This is a genomic window from Bacillus velezensis, assembly GCF_001461825.1.
Taxonomy (GTDB): domain Bacteria; phylum Bacillota; class Bacilli; order Bacillales; family Bacillaceae; genus Bacillus; species Bacillus velezensis.
This window is the reverse complement of record NZ_LLZC01000008.1, coordinates 52418-66807: the sequence shown is the minus strand read 5'-3', so window position 1 is coordinate 66807 and position 14390 is coordinate 52418. Positions and strand designations below refer to the sequence as shown.

General features: G+C 47.4%; 13 protein-coding genes and 1 pseudogene. 3 read left to right on the top strand and 11 right to left on the bottom strand.

The window, feature by feature from the left end:
• Window positions 1-105 precede the first annotated feature (105 nt).
• From lpdA to AR442_RS03660, 9 genes are all read right to left on the bottom strand, one after another.
• Window positions 106-1485 carry a dihydrolipoyl dehydrogenase gene (gene lpdA, locus AR442_RS03705; protein ID WP_053285218.1) on the bottom strand — a complete coding sequence of 460 codons (1380 nt, stop codon included), beginning with the start codon at window positions 1483-1485 and terminating at the stop codon, window positions 106-108.
• Between the two features lie 14 nt (window positions 1486-1499).
• Window positions 1500-2693 (bottom strand): dihydrolipoamide acetyltransferase family protein, encoded by a 1194-nt coding sequence (locus AR442_RS03700; RefSeq protein ID WP_022552767.1) that lies wholly within the window; start codon window positions 2691-2693, stop codon window positions 1500-1502.
• A 14-nt stretch (window positions 2694-2707) separates the two neighbouring features.
• The gene (gene acoB, locus AR442_RS03695; RefSeq protein ID WP_007408525.1) at window positions 2708-3736 is read right to left on the bottom strand and encodes an acetoin:2,6-dichlorophenolindophenol oxidoreductase subunit beta; all 1029 of its coding nucleotides are present in this window, start codon (window positions 3734-3736) and stop codon (window positions 2708-2710) included.
• Between the two features lies 1 nt (window position 3737).
• Window positions 3738-4739, bottom strand: a complete 1002-nt coding sequence (acoA, locus tag AR442_RS03690) for an acetoin:2,6-dichlorophenolindophenol oxidoreductase subunit alpha (RefSeq protein ID WP_053285219.1) — start codon at window positions 4737-4739, stop codon at window positions 3738-3740.
• Window positions 4740-5015: 276 nt separating this feature from the next.
• Window positions 5016-5495: a DUF6884 domain-containing protein gene (locus AR442_RS03685; protein WP_014417213.1), complete on the bottom strand. Its 480-nt coding sequence runs from the start codon at window positions 5493-5495 to the stop codon at window positions 5016-5018.
• A 156-nt stretch (window positions 5496-5651) separates the two neighbouring features.
• Complete coding sequence (locus AR442_RS03680) at window positions 5652-6635, bottom strand: tRNA dihydrouridine synthase (protein WP_007408522.1); 984 nt, start codon at window positions 6633-6635, stop codon at window positions 5652-5654.
• A gap of 839 nt (window positions 6636-7474) precedes the next feature.
• On the bottom strand, window positions 7475-7774 hold the full coding sequence (locus AR442_RS03670) for a YfzA family protein (protein WP_021493861.1): 300 nt from the start codon (window positions 7772-7774) through the stop codon (window positions 7475-7477).
• A gap of 392 nt (window positions 7775-8166) precedes the next feature.
• The gene (gene rlmD / locus AR442_RS03665; RefSeq protein WP_014417212.1) at window positions 8167-9567 is read right to left on the bottom strand and encodes a 23S rRNA (uracil(1939)-C(5))-methyltransferase RlmD; all 1401 of its coding nucleotides are present in this window, start codon (window positions 9565-9567) and stop codon (window positions 8167-8169) included.
• A gap of 133 nt (window positions 9568-9700) precedes the next feature.
• Entirely contained in the window at window positions 9701-10564 is an 864-nt protein-coding gene (locus tag AR442_RS03660) for a DNA-3-methyladenine glycosylase family protein (protein ID WP_053285220.1), read from the bottom strand.
• A 106-nt stretch (window positions 10565-10670) separates the two neighbouring features.
• Between AR442_RS03660 and corA the strand changes: the two genes are divergently transcribed.
• The 3 genes and pseudogenes from corA (at window position 10671) to AR442_RS03645 (ending at window position 13251) form a co-directional block, all read left to right on the top strand.
• The gene (gene corA / locus AR442_RS03655; RefSeq protein ID WP_007408518.1) at window positions 10671-11630 is read left to right on the top strand and encodes a magnesium/cobalt transporter CorA; all 960 of its coding nucleotides are present in this window, start codon (window positions 10671-10673) and stop codon (window positions 11628-11630) included.
• A gap of 63 nt (window positions 11631-11693) precedes the next feature.
• The gene (locus AR442_RS03650) at window positions 11694-12341 is read left to right on the top strand and encodes a hypothetical protein (protein ID WP_053285221.1); all 648 of its coding nucleotides are present in this window, start codon (window positions 11694-11696) and stop codon (window positions 12339-12341) included.
• A 50-nt stretch (window positions 12342-12391) separates the two neighbouring features.
• Window positions 12392-13251 (top strand): annotated as a pseudogene (locus AR442_RS03645) (NAD(P)-dependent oxidoreductase).
• A 37-nt stretch (window positions 13252-13288) separates the two neighbouring features.
• Here the strand turns inward: AR442_RS03645 and pdaA are convergent.
• Window positions 13289-14080 (bottom strand): delta-lactam-biosynthetic de-N-acetylase, encoded by a 792-nt coding sequence (gene pdaA / locus AR442_RS03640; RefSeq protein ID WP_003155556.1) that lies wholly within the window; start codon window positions 14078-14080, stop codon window positions 13289-13291.
• Window positions 14081-14180: 100 nt separating this feature from the next.
• Entirely contained in the window at window positions 14181-14366 is a 186-nt protein-coding gene (locus AR442_RS03635; RefSeq protein WP_003155558.1) for an SE1561 family protein, read from the bottom strand.
• Window positions 14367-14390: the final 24 nt, after the last annotated feature.

Genomic DNA, 14390 nt, shown 5'->3' with positions numbered 1-14390 from the left:
GTATTCGCTCCCCCCTGTTCAGACCATCTTTTCATATATTGTAGGGGAAAAATAAAGCGCTTTCAACGAAAAATACCCCTTCTCATCTGAGAAAGGGTATTCCGGTTATACGGAATGCACCGCAAGTCCGGTGACATTCAGCAGGGCTTCCTGAAGCGTCTCTGACAGAGTCGGATGCGCCGCGATAAAGTGCTCCGACATATCCGCCGTCATTTCACCGTTCATCATCATGACCGCCTGACCGATCAATTCCGTCACGTCCGGCCCGATCATTGACACGCCGACGATTTCTCCGAATTCCGGTTCGGCAATGATTTTCATTTTGCCGCCATGCTGATGTTTAATTAACGCTTTTCCGTTAGCAGAAAATGAACATTCTCCGATTTTCACATCTCCGTATGTTTCTCTCGCCTGTGTTTCCGTCAGCCCGACAGCGGCCATTTCCGGCGATGTATAAATACAGCGGGGCACCGCCCGCATATCGACTTTGCTGTCCTTTCCCGTGGCATGCGCGGCGGCTGTGATTCCTTCATGAATGGCGGCATGCGCGAGCTGCATTCCTCCGGCCGCATCGCCGCATGCGTATATATGAGGCACATTGGTCTGCATATGGTCATTGACTTCAATACCGCGCGGAGAATACCGGATGCCGGCCTGCTCCAGATTCAAGCCATGCAAACGCGGCTTTCTCCCGATTGCAACCAAAACGTGATCAGCCTGCGCCTCAATTTCTTTGCCGTCTTTTGTCCACACGGCAGTTTTCCTTTCTTTATCAATCCGTTGAAGGGCGGCTTTTGTCTGAATATCAGCCCCGCTGTCTCTTAAAGAGTCTTCGAAAACGGCGGCGATTTCCCCGTCTTCTGCCGGGAGCAGCCGGTCAGCCGATTCAATCACCGTCACTTTCGTTTTAAACCGGCTGAATAAAGAGGCAAATTCACAGCCGATCACACCTCCCCCGACAATAAGCAGAGAAGAAGGGATTTTCTGTAAAGAAAGCGCATCTTTGCTGTCGATCACCCAATCGCCGTCAAATGGGGCAAACGGCAGCTCCGCCGGTTCAGATCCGGATGCAATCAATATCCGATCCGCTTCCAGAATGTCTTTTGCGCCTCCTTCTCCTTCAACAAGCAATGTCTGCTCTGTGAGAAATGAAGCTGTCCCGCTGATGACTTTAATCTGATTTGCTTTCATTAAGTATTGAATTCCCTGCACGAGCCGGCTGACGATTTGCCGTTTGCGCCCCTGCATGCGGGCCCAATTGAGTGTAATGTTTTGCGGCAGTTCGATGCCGAATGTATTTGCATGCCTGATTTTATCGAGCACATTCGCGCTTTCCAAAAGCGACTTTGTCGGGATGCACCCCTCATTGAGACAAGTGCCTCCGAGCGGCCCTTTGTCGATCAGAACGACTTCTTCTCCCCTCCGCGCGGCAGTCACGGCAGCTGCATATCCGGCAGGCCCGCCGCCGATAATGGCTAGTGTCAATCTCTTCACCCTCTCTATAAAATCAATCCGGCCGGCTCTTCAAGCAGCGCTTTGACCGTTTTCAGGAAGTCCGCAGCCGGTGCGCCGTCACATACTCTGTGATCAAAGGTAAGACTTAGCGGCAGCATGGTGCTTTTAACAAGCTCATCTCCTTTAAACGCCGGCGTTTCATAGCTTGCGCCTACTCCGAGAATACCGGCTTCAGGCGGATTAAGAATCGGGGTGAAATGCTCAATTCCGTAACCCCCGAGATTTGTAATAGAAAATGTCGATCCGTGCAGGTCATCTCCGGAAGCATTGCCTTCCCGCGCCCGGCGTGCCGATGTGCTGATGTGATCCGCAAGCTCAAGGAATGAAAGCTTTTCCGCATCCCGGATCACCGGCACGACGAGACCGTTTTCAAGAGAAACCGCCATCCCGAGGTGGACATATGGATAGGTGATGATCCGCTCCTCTTGATAAGAGCTGTTCAGCTCAGGATGCTGTTTCAGCGCGAGCACCGCGGCCCGGGATACGAAATGTGTGATCGTCAGTTTAACACCGCTCCGCTTTTTCGCGCTGTCGGCGAGCTGCTGCTGCCATTTCACAAGCTCCGTAATGTCCGCTTTCATCGTCAGCGTCAGCTGGGCGCTGTTTTGCAGGCTTTTGTGCATTCGGTCTGCAATCACTTTTCTCATCGCTGAAGCCGGTTTTCCCTCCGGCTGTGCCGTCTGAACCGAAGACTGCGGTTCAGATTCCGTCTTCATGGCCTTGATGACGTCAGCTTTTACGATTCTGCCTCCGGGCCCCGTCCCGTTCAGCGTATCAACTTTCAACCCGGCTTTCTCCGCCATTTTTCGGGCAACGGGAGATATTTTCACGCGGTGTTTACGCTTTTGCCCGGCTTTGGGAGCGGGCATATGTTCAGGTTCAGATTGCGGTTTCCCTGCATTTTCAGGAGCCGGCGCCTCCTTCTCCCGCACTTCTTCGCCGTTTTCCCCGATATAACAGATGGGCGTTCCCGGCGGGACTCCTTCCCCCTCTTTGACTTTAATATGAAGAAGCGTGCCGCTTTCAGGCGCTTCTATTTCCATTTCTATTTTTTCCGAGTTGATGCTGGCGATGCTTTCTCCCTTTTCAACCGGGTCGCCGACTTTTTTATTCCAGACGGATACTTCACCTTTCTTCATCGCCATTCCCAGCTTCGGCATTACTACTTTTACAGCCATTCTATATCCCTCCTTTAATTCATTGCCGGCTCGCCAAGCAATTCAAGCGTGACGCTGACAATTTGGTCTGGTGTCGGCAAATATTGATCTTCAAGCACCGGCGAAAACGGCACCGGTGTATGCGGCGCTGTAATCCGCTTAATCGGCGCATCAAGCAAATCAAAGCCCTTATCGGCGACAATCGCAGCAATATCCGTGGCGATGCTGCAGCGCGGATTGGCTTCGTCTATGATGATCAGCCGGTTTGTTTTTTCTAACGATGTGAAAATCGCTTCCTCATCTAAAGGAGACAGACTCCGGGGATCAAGCACCTCGGCGTCGATGCCTTTCTCAGAAAGCTGCGCAGCCGCTTCAAGCGCGGTATTGACCTGCTTGCCGACCGCAAACAGCGTGATGTCGCTGCCTTCGCGTTTGATATCCGCTTTTCCGAGCGGGATTGTATAATAATCTTCCGGCACCTCGCCCTTCATGTTGTAGGACGTTTTATCTTCAAAAAAGAATACCGGATCATTGTCTTCTATTGCCGAAAGCAGCAAACCTTTGGCGTCATATGGATTGGACGGCACAACCGTCTTCAGACCCGGGATGCTGGTGAACAGGCCATACAGCGCCTGCGAATGCTGAGCGGCTGCCCGGAACCCGGCTCCGTATGTGGTGCGGACGGTGATCGGCACTTGCGCTTTACCGCCGAACATATAGCGGAATTTCGCCCCTTGGTTGATCACCTGATCAAAGCACGTGCCGATAAAATCGTTAAACATCAGTTCTGCAATCGGTCTCAGCCCCGTGGATGCCGCAGCCATGGCCGCACCCATGTAGCCCGCCTCAGAAATCGGTGTATCCAGCACTCGGCTGCGCCCGAATTCCTGTACGAGCCCCTTTGTGACCCCCAGTACACCGCCCCATGCTTCATCATCTTGCAAATGATCGACCGCCGCTCCCCCGGCGACATCTTCACCGATTACAAGCACATTGTCGTCTTTTCTCATCGCAAGCTTCATTGCTTCATTGATCGCGTCCGACATGCTTATGACTCTCGCCATCTCACATTCCCCCTTTTTCATATGACACGTAGACGTCTGTCAACAGCTCCGACTCTTTCGGATATGGACTCTTTTCGCTGAACGAGACGGCTTTTTCAATCGATTCGCTGACACGCTGTTCGATGTCTGACAGTTTATTTGCATCTGTTTCTTTTAGAAGATAGTTTTTAAAGCCTTGAATGGCATCTTTTTCTTCAAGATGCTCAGCCTTTTCATCCTTTGTTTTATAAGTTTGGGCATCTCCTTCGAAATGTCCGTAGTTTCTGTAAGTCATACATTCAATCAAAGACGGGCCTCCGCCGTTTCTTGCTCTTTCTATCGCTTCCCCGGCTGCCTGATAAACCGCTAAAATATCTTTTCCGTCCACCGTGACCCCCGGCATGTTATAGGAAGCCGCCCGATCGGCGATTGAATCACAGGCTGACGCGTACTCAAATGTCGTGGCTTCGCCGTAGCCGTTGTTTTCGGCGATGAACACGACAGGAAGGTTCCATACTGCCGCTAAGTTCAGCCCTTCATGGAAAGTCCCTTGGTTATTGGCTCCGTCCCCAAAAAAGCAAACGCTTACATTTTTAGTTTGTTTATATTTAGCCGTGAGCGCTGATCCGCATGCGAGCGTGAATCCGCCCCCGACGATTCCATTTGCGCCTAACATGCCTTTATCAAGATCCGCAATGTGCATAGAACCGCCTTTGCCTTTACACAGTCCGGTCGCTTTTCCGAATATTTCCGCCATCATGCCGTCCAGATCACAGCCTTTGGCGATACAATGGCCATGTCCCCTGTGTGTGCTTGTAATGCTGTCGCCATCATCTAAATGAGCGCACACCCCCGCAGCTACCGCTTCTTCACCGGCATACAAATGGACGAATCCGGGAAGCACTCCTTGTGCGAAAAGTTCATGCACTTTGTCTTCAAAGCCCCTGATTTCCAGCATCTTTTGGTACATCCACAGCGCTTTTTCCTCAGTTAATGACAAGCCTTCTCGTTTTAACAATTCCATTTTGTGCGCCTCCTTCTATTTAGGGTTCACACTTATAAATGCAAGAAGCATGCCAGCCTTTGAAGCCCGTAAAATGAATGTTTTTATTTTTACAATGGAGACAGTTTGAGACAGGTGTCTCATTTTGTCTCGATCTGTTCCCTTTGTCTCGTTTTATGGCATACAAAAAAGACCGGGCATCACCCTGTCTTTGACAATGATCGACGTATTTATTTCCTCGGAAATCTTTTAACTGCTTCATTCTTCTGCATACAGTCTATCGTGGCGTTTGAGTGGTTACACTCTTTTTTTCATATCCACGTGCTGCAGTTCATGCTTTTCTTCAACAGCCCGTTTCAGCGCTTGAAGCATGTAGCCAATGCCTTTATACGATGACAGAGGCCAGGTGATATGCTGATGCTCTCCGATGACGGCGTTTAGGACGCTTCGGTATTTTTTCCCGCCAAGCATGACAAGCTCTTCGATGTCGGAGAAGCCTTTTTCATGAAATTGACGGCGCAGCTCGTCCGCTGCCATGATCTCCGGATGACCGGTTCCAAAAGTGACATCGTAATTTCCGGGAACAATATCATCCGGACAAAGGAATCCGTGCTTCGCCGACAAAATCACCCACTCATCGAAAAATGCTTTCGCATATCGCTCGCACGCCTGATGCAACGGGCTGAGATAAGCGTCTTCCGCCCTTACCGGACCTGTATCTGAATGGACATCCCAAATTTTTTTCTTGCCGCAGGGGATGATGCACAGTCGTTTCATTTTTCTCTCCCCCTTTATGATGTATCTCCTATCAATGTACCATTATTCGTTTATTTCTGCATGACGAAACTGGCCATGGATCTGTCTGGGTAAAAACTGCACACAAAAAGACCCGGAATTCAAATCGAAATCCGGGCCGGATGAAGGTTGTTTATGTCACTCTTGCTCCATCCCATCAAGATACTTTCTCTCAAAGTCATCGAGCAATGCACGCACTTCATCTGTTGACTTTGTATTCATGCATTGATTTCTTAATTCACTTGCTCCCCGGAATCCGCGGAGATATATCTTGAAAAAGCGGGGGAGCGGTTTATATGCTCGAGCTTCTGCTTTTGAATATTCATCATGAAGATCCAGATGCAATCTCAAAAGATCAAGCAATTCCTTACTGCTATGCTCTCTCGGCTCCTTTTCAAAGGCGAATGGATTGGTAAAAATGCCTCGTCCAATCATAATCCCGTCAACACCGTATTGTTCAGCGAGTTTCAAGCCGGTTTCACGGTCAGGAATATCCCCATTGATCGTCAAAAGGGTATCCGGCGCTATCTCATCACGAAGTTTCTTGATTTCCGGGATGAGCTCCCAATGCGCATCTACTTTACTCATTTCCGCTCTTGTACGCAGATGAATGGAAAGATTCGCAATGTCTTGTTTCAGTATGTGTGTCAGCCAGCCGCGCCATTCGTCTATATCCGTGTAGCCAAGTCTGGTCTTCACACTTACCGGCAGACCTCCTGCTTTCGCCGCCTGTATTAATTCGGCTGCAACTTCAGGACGGCAAATCAGGCCGCTTCCCTTTCCATTCCCCGCCACATTAGGTACAGGACAGCCCATATTGATATCCAGGCCCTTAAACCCTAATTCGGCCATCCCAATACTCATTTGGCGAAAGTTTTCAGGCTTATCTCCCCATATGTGGGCAACCATCGGCTGTTCATCCTCCGTGAAAGTCAAACGGCCGCGCACACTATCCTTCCCATCCGGGTGACAATAACTTTCTGAGTTTGTAAACTCTGTGAAAAACACATCAGGTCTGCCTGCTTCACTCACAACATGGCGAAAAACGACATCCGTCACATCTTCCATTGGTGCCAGTACAAAAAATGGCCGTGGTAATTCACGCCAGAAATTATCGGTCATAACAAATCCAAATCCTTTCATGATGGGATACAGCCAAACCTTTATCCCAAAATTAAAAACTGACCATGCTTCTTTTACACTTATAGCATGTGTCAGCACTTCTTATCAAACGATAGTAAATTTTGAACATTTCACTTTTTACTCGTTAAAAAGTGAAAAGCAAACTGAAGTAGAATAGATATGATAGAACACCTTACAACTCCTTAACCATATAATCGGTTCGAAAGAGAAAAAAGTGTGATGATTATCTACACCTATTTTTTTATATTGTGGTTTATTAGTAGTAGCGCTGACCTTCATCTTTCTTAGCGGCCTTACTTTTGCTCTTTTTGGACAAAAAGGATTCCAACCTAAATAGAATATCATATGAGTTCTCCCTATTACCAATGCAAAATATTTGTCCTGTTATCGAAGATAAAATATTTAACGCTGCACCATATCCGTATCTCAATATCATTTGCGGAAAACGAATTTCAAGAAATAATATGATTAAGCAAAATGAGTTGGGGATGGTATGGAGTAAGGGGATGGGAAGAGAAAATAAACTCGAACTTAAAAGAATTCAAAACTTCAATCTGGACCATTTGAGATTTGCTCATGGTTTAGAAATATAACCAACGCAACAAGTGGCTTCTGGCTCTATACAGTATATGTACTAAGGGTCGATTGGCTTTCAAACCCCTTATGTTAATATCTTTATACAATCACCTATATATGTTTGTATAAGATTACGATTCGGTAATCCTGATCCAGAACCAATAAAATAGACTGCTGACTAATTGCCGCAGTCTTCATTCATAAGATTAATAAGAAAGTTTCTTTCATCATTAAATAAGGCATCAGAAGTTATGGCTTTCATTTCGAATATCCTTTGTTATACCTGTGATTATGTGTATAACAGTGAAAACCCCCAAGAAAACAGTGACAATATTAAACCATGGATTATCATAGAATGAAAGATATGTTTGAAAGAAATCCAGTTCAACTATGTTTGCTGGGAATCCATTCATTTCTCTATAATTAGGACCCCATCCCGTTAATACTGCAAAATTAAAATAAAGCTGTGAAACTAAAAATGCCAACAACGTTTGAAACCAACTTCTTTTAAATAACGGTCGTTTTTTGTTTACTTTATCCATTTCCTTTTCTCCAATACTTTTTAGCAAGTGACAATCTAACATCATTATATGATGAAGCATGATTGTCGCGATAATTACTTATTAAAGAAGTTTACAAAATATTAACTGAAATTACAAGTATTCACAGAACTTGAACGACTTGTTATTGCTTCTGATTCACAACAAGATCTTCATATTTTATCTGTAATGCCGTTTCCAAACGGAAAAAAGAAAGTGTTAATAGAAAGCAGCCTGCTTGGTTGTTTTCCACTCGATTTCCCCGCCGTTTTTTCAACTCTTTTTATCAGTTAAATAAAGACAAAAAACAGTCAGGACAAGGGCAAAACATGAAAAAGACCCGGAAATCGGAAATGTTTATACCGAAATCCAGGTCTGATTACGAATTGTTTATTTTAGTTAGACGATTTTAATACAAGCTTCGCCACGGCTTCCACATGAGCCGTCTGCGGAAACATATCAACAGGCTGAATATATTCGACGCGATAGTCCTTCGACAGCGTCTGCAAGTCTTTCGCCAATGTGGAAGGATTGCAGGATACGTAGACGAAGCGTTTCGGTTTTACTTTTTTGATGGTATCTAAAAATGTTCTGTCACAGCCCGTTCTCGGCGGGTCGACGATGACCACGTCAGGGCGGAAGCCTTCTTTCGTCCATTTCGGGAGCCAGTGTTCGGCTGTTCCTGTGACATATGCCGCGTTTTTGATGCCGTGTTTTTTGGCGTTTTTCTTCGCATCGTCAATTGATTCTTTAATGACGTCCATGCCGCGGATCTCTTTTGCGCCGTTTGAAACCCACATGCCGATCGTACCGACGCCGCAATACGCGTCTACGACTTTTTCTTTTCCTGTCAGCTGAGCCGCTTGTTTCACTTCGTCATACAGCTTAACCGTCTGCTCAGGGTTGAGCTGGAAGAAGGCGCGGGCGCTCAGTTCAAAGGACACGTCACCGAGCACTTCTTGAATGGCATGGCTTCCGGCCAGCGCTTTTGTTTTGTCACCGAAAATGACGGATGTGCGCGCGCCGTTGATGTTTTGAATAATCGATTTCACTTCCGGCAGACGGTTCTGAATGGCTTTGACGATCTCGTCTTTATTCGGCAGTGTCTCTTTCGCGGTGACAAGCACGACCTGCACTTCGCCTGTTTCAAAACCGACTCTCGTCACGATGGTGCGGACATCGCCTTTTTTGGTCCGTTCGTTATAAACAGATACGTTGTGTTTTTCCAAAATACGGCGGACGATACCCGTTGTTTTGTTTGTCGCCGGATGCTGGACAATGCATTCCTTAATCGGGACGATTTTATGGGAATCAAGTCCGTATAAGCCGGCAATGATGCTGCCGCTTTGCGAGCGTCCGACTTGGAACTGGCTTTTGTTCCGGTAATTCCAAGGGTTGTCCATTCCGATCGTATCTTTAATGTTCATTTCTTCGACATTGAATCTCGTATGACGTTCCAGAGACTGAATGACGATGTCGCGTTTTTCGCGAAGCTGCTGGGTGTATGCCAGATGCTGAAGCTGACAGCCGCCGCACTGGTCGTAGACCGGACATGGCGGCGTGACACGGTGTTCAGACGGCTTGCGGATTTTTTTGACGCGTGCTTCTGAAAATTTCGGCTGCACATTTGTCGCTTCGGCAACGACTTCTTCACCGGGCAGAGCGCCGGGAACGAAGACAACTTTTTTCTTAAAATAGCCGACGCCCTCTCCGTTAATGCCGAGACGTTTGATGGTCAGCGGAAATGTCTGTCCGATTTTCAATTCGGCAGGCGCCTTTTTTTGATGTTGATTCACGTTTTTTTCTCTCCGTTTCTATATAAAGCCTTCCTCATGGGAAAACGGCTGATTTGAAATATCACATCTTTTCAGTATAACATGCAGCCGGCGGTTCCTTCATGTTTTTCACTGGAAGTTTCCAAAATCCTCATCATTCAATACTTCTCCACAAGTACAAGGACGCATAGCTTAAATACGGCGCCCATTCGCTGCTTACCTGGAGCATTACGTCTTTTGACGGTTTATCCTCTAGGGCGAAGCGGCGTTTGACGGCGTTTTGCAGGCCGATGTCCGCCAAAGGAAACAGATTCGGGCGGCCGAGACCGAACATGAGGACGTTTTGGACGGTCCACGGGCCGATGCCTCTGATGGCGATCAGCTTTTTCATAATGTCTTCATCCGACAAATGGGTAAGTTCCGCCAGATTGAGCGCTCCTTCTGCAATCATCCGTGAAATGTCAATCGCATATTCCGCTTTTCTCATGCTGAACTGGAGCTCCCGCAAGTCCTGATACTCAAGCGCCGCGATCGTTTTCGGCTCGGGATAGCTCCAGACGCCGTCTTTTTGTTCACCGAAGGCATGGACGAACCGTTCCGTTAAGGTAAATGCGAAAGACAGGTTGAGCTGCTGGTGGATGATGCATTTCATGAGACAGTTGTAGACGTCATATTCCAAGACGAGCGGGGTTCCCGCATGTTCCTCAAAAAGCGCCGACAGATTTGTTTTTGAGAAATGATCAAGCACAGGCTGAAGCGGCTGTTCCCACTGAAAAATGTGTTTGATCCGTTCAATCATCTCTTTGCGGTCCGTTTCTCCGCTGACGAGAAAAACCGGGTCTGCGGCGGTGCCTTCCCCTTGAACCGTGATGACGGACAGTTTGCCGTCCCGTGTTCTGAGCGGCACTTTGATTGACCTTGCTTTAAGATCGACCGCATTCAGCGGATCGAGCGACAGCCTTTCAAGGACTTTATCAAAATGATACGGCGGCGTGACCGAAACCGTTTCCTTCCACATATGCTCCACCCCTTTTTGTCCAAGTATATCATGAAGCGGCCGGGCGGCAATTCGTATACTTTTCTTCATAACGCCGCATGATATAATGGCAGGCGGAGGGTTGTTTATGATACATATAACCGCAATCACAACACATAATGAGATATTAGATAATATCCCCCTATCACGTACAGAACAACCGGACATCGCATGGTACTGGATTGATTTTTTCGGCGCCGAGATGCATGAAACCGAGCTGCTGCGGGATTATTTTCACTTTCATCCGCTTGCGATCGAGGATTGCTTTCAGCATATGCAGCGGCCGAAAATCGACCATTATGACGGCTACCGTTTTTATGTGCTCCACGCCTTGAACCCGGACACACTGGAAATGGAAGAGGTGGACATTTTTCAGTCCGACCGTTTTATCGTCAGCTTCCATTTGCACGAATCGCCCGGCGTCTCAAAGGTGAGAGAACGGTTTTTCGCTTCTCCGGGATTAGCCAAAAAAGGGCCCGGGCACATCACTTATATGATTATGGACCAGCTTGTCGATGAATATTTCCCCGTGCTGTACAAAATTGAAGACCGGCTGAATGAAATTGAAGACAGCAGAACCCATAAATCTTACGGCACTTTAATGAATGAAGTGTTTGAATTGCGGACTGATCTTTTGAACCTGAGACGGACGATCATTCCGATGCGCGATTTAATGTACCGGATTTTGAGCCTTGACCATGTAAAAGAAAGCCGTGAAACGAAGGCGTATTTCAGCGATATTTATGACCACCTGTTAAAACTGGCCGAGCTGATCGAGTCAAACCGTGATATGACGTCAGATTTGCGGGACAGCTATGTGACGCTGAATTCAAACCGGATGAACGCCATTATGATGACATTAACCATCGTCTCGACCATTTTTATCCCGCTGACGTTCATCGCAGGGGTTTACGGCATGAATTTCGATAACATGCCTGAGCTTCATTGGAAATACGGGTATTTTATCGTTTTGGGCGTAATGGCCGTCCTTGTGGCCGCCATGCTGTTTTGGTTCGCCCGCAAAGGCTGGTTTAATATTTTCAAGTAAGAACGGCTGCGGGCTGTTCTTTTTTTTAAGAAAACATGATAGTCTGGAAAAAAACGTAAAGAGGTGTGCGCCGTTACCATCTTTTCTCACAAAATCATTTCTTCTGTCCTCCTGGCTTTCAGTGTCATGTCCATTGCCCCGCTGTATAACGGCCGTACGGTGTCTGATTACATCTTTGAGTCGCTCGGCTATTCCTCTTGGCCGGAAGATGGAGCCCATATCTCCGTCATCCCCGGGGTCCTGCTTTACTTTGCGGCGTTAATCTGGTGTGCCGCCGCGTTCAGGCGGACGCTTCCCGCAGCGGGGCTGTTTCTGATCTTTCTCAGTATGGGGGCCGCTTCCGGTATCAGTCCCGCCACTGAATATGCTGCTTTTTCCTTAAAACAGTTCGCGCCCGAAAAAGAGGCTGTCGAATATTTGAAGCACCGCAGCGAATGCAGTCATCTGGTTGAGCGAAAAAGAGCGGGCATGAGCTGCACGCTTTATATCAATCATTACGGAAAAGGGGAACAAACCATTTCTGTCACCCCGGATTTATCAGAAAACATAAAGGACGTCACATTCAAATCAAAAACATTCACTGTAAAACCCCATTCAAAAACAATCATTAAAACGCGGTTTACCGGATTTTATAAGGGGAAAGCCGCCTCAGACTCCGGATGGTCTTCCGAACCTGAACTGAAAGTGGCAATCCTGTACACAGCGGATTAACCATTTTGCATGTATAATGGTGGAAAACTTTTCATTGGAGGGACTGTCAAATGAAGATCGCCATCGTCGGACTCGGCAATATGGGCCGCCCCATCGCCGAAAATATCATGAAAGCCGGATACAGCCTGACTGTATATAACCGGACGAAAGAAAAAGCGGCTGACCTGCTGGAAAAAGGGGCCGAATATGCCGAAACGCCCCGCCAGGCAGCTGAACATGCGGATATCGTGCTGTCCATGCTGTCAGACGATGAAGCCGTAACAGACGTGACTTTCGGAGCTTGCGGCATTATTGCCGGGTTATCTGAAAACGGCATTCATATTTCGATGAGCACGATCAGTACAACGCTGTCAGAACAGCTTTCCGCCGCACATTCGGGCAGAGGGCAGTCCTTTATCGCCGCTCCCGTCCTCGGCCGCCCCGATGCCGCCGAGAAGGCCGAACTCCGCATCATCACAGCCGGACCGGCAGAAGCGAAGAAAAAGGCCGAACCGCTGCTTAACATCCTGAGTCAGCAAGTATTGGACACTGGTGAAGAAACAAAAACGGCCAATGCCGCGAAAATCAGCGTCAATTTCTTGCTCGTGTCCATGCTGGAGGCGTTATCTGAATCATTTTAATGATGGAGAAATACGGGTTAGAACGGAAACAATTTTTAGAAATCGCCGGCACGCTCTTTGGTTCTCCAGTCTATCAAAATTACGGAACCATGATGGCTGAGGAGAAATTTGAGCCGGCCGGTTTCAAAATGTCTTTAGGGCTGAAGGATACCAATCTGGCGCTCGCCGCCGCTGAACAGGTTTCCGCAAAACTCCCTCTTGCCGAGCTGGCCAAGAGCCATTTTGAAAGCGGGATCGAACAAGGCTTCGGGGATCTGGATTGGGCTGCACTGATTAAAAGCTTAAAATAACAAAATAACACCTCTCCATTACCAGGAGAGGTGTTTTCTACAGGCGCGGCAGCTTCATTTCTTTCTCAAACATCAGGTCATCAATGCTTTTAAACGTGTAGCCTTCTTTTTTCAAATCGGTAATGGCATCGTCCAGAGCTTCTGAATTGTCCTTTGAAACGGTGTGAAGAAGGTAGATCGCGCCGGGATGCGCCTGCTTTATCATGTGATCATAGGCGTATTGTTTCCCTTTTTGCTCGTTAACCTTCCAGTCGACAAATGCGACGGACCAGAAAACGGTTTGGTAGCCGAGGCGCTTCGTTTCTTTTAGGACATATTCGCTGAATACGCCGCGCGGCGGACGGAGATACAGGTTGTCCCGCTTTCCGGTAATGTTGTACACAGCTTCCGTGACGGAATCGAGTTCGTCTTGAATCTGATCGCCCGTTTTTGTCGTCAGATCAGGATGATGAAAAGAATGATTGCCGATGATATGGCCTTCCTTTGACATCCGTTTAATCAAATCAGGCTGCTCTTTCACAAAATGACCCGTGACAAAAAAAGTGCCCGTGACGTGATGTTTTTTTAACACATCAAGCACTTTCGGGGTGTACCCATTTTCATATCCGTTATCAAACGTTAAATAGATGGTCTTTTCTTTCGTATTGCCTAAATAAAAGGCATCATATTTTTTGACCAGATTGTCCAGCTGTCTGCCGGCATCTGGCGGCTGATGATTGACGCTGCGTTTAAAGCCCCAGTTTATCCGTTCATTCGGCACGGCTTCTGCGCTGTTGATGCCTCCCGCAAGTAAAACGGCCATGCAGCAAATTGAACAAAACCATTTCATGACCAGCACTCCTTCTGCATTTTTCCTTATTTTGCAGTAGGCCCTGCCCTTTTATACAGCCGCATTATGGAAAAAGAAAAACCCCGGCATCCGCCGGGGTTTATTCCCAATCCTTTTTAAAGCGTTCGTATTTTGCTTCCAGATCATCAAGCATGCCGATGAGCCGGTCTATATCTTCAACGTCCGTTGATTCAGGGTCTAATGAATCAATGACATTCATAAACATATCGAGTCTGTTCTTTAAGTAATCGAGCTGCTGATCTTTGCTGTTTACTGCATTCCCCATACTTCCACTCCATTCATTTTTTAT

Bases quoted from the DNA above. Each gene is read 5' to 3' on its own strand.
- AR442_RS03700 (WP_022552767.1), bottom strand. From the start codon at position 2,693: ATGGCTGTAAAAGTAGTAATGCCGAAGCTGGGAATGGCGATGAAGAAA.
- acoB (WP_007408525.1), bottom strand. From the start codon at position 3,736: ATGGCGAGAGTCATAAGCATGTCGGACGCGATCAATGAAGCAATGAAG.
- acoA (WP_053285219.1), bottom strand. From the start codon at position 4,739: ATGGAATTGTTAAAACGAGAAGGCTTGTCATTAACTGAGGAAAAAGCG.
- AR442_RS03685 (WP_014417213.1), bottom strand. From the start codon at position 5,495: ATGAAACGACTGTGCATCATCCCCTGCGGCAAGAAAAAAATTTGGGAT.
- AR442_RS03680 (WP_007408522.1), bottom strand. From the start codon at position 6,635: ATGACCGATAATTTCTGGCGTGAATTACCACGGCCATTTTTTGTACTG.
- AR442_RS03670 (WP_021493861.1), bottom strand. From the start codon at position 7,774: ATGGATAAAGTAAACAAAAAACGACCGTTATTTAAAAGAAGTTGGTTT.
- AR442_RS03660 (WP_053285220.1), bottom strand. From the start codon at position 10,564: ATGTGGAAGGAAACGGTTTCGGTCACGCCGCCGTATCATTTTGATAAA.
- corA (WP_007408518.1), top strand. From the start codon at position 10,671: ATGATACATATAACCGCAATCACAACACATAATGAGATATTAGATAAT.
- pdaA (WP_003155556.1), bottom strand. From the start codon at position 14,080: ATGAAATGGTTTTGTTCAATTTGCTGCATGGCCGTTTTACTTGCGGGA.
- AR442_RS03635 (WP_003155558.1), bottom strand. From the start codon at position 14,366: ATGGGGAATGCAGTAAACAGCAAAGATCAGCAGCTCGATTACTTAAAG.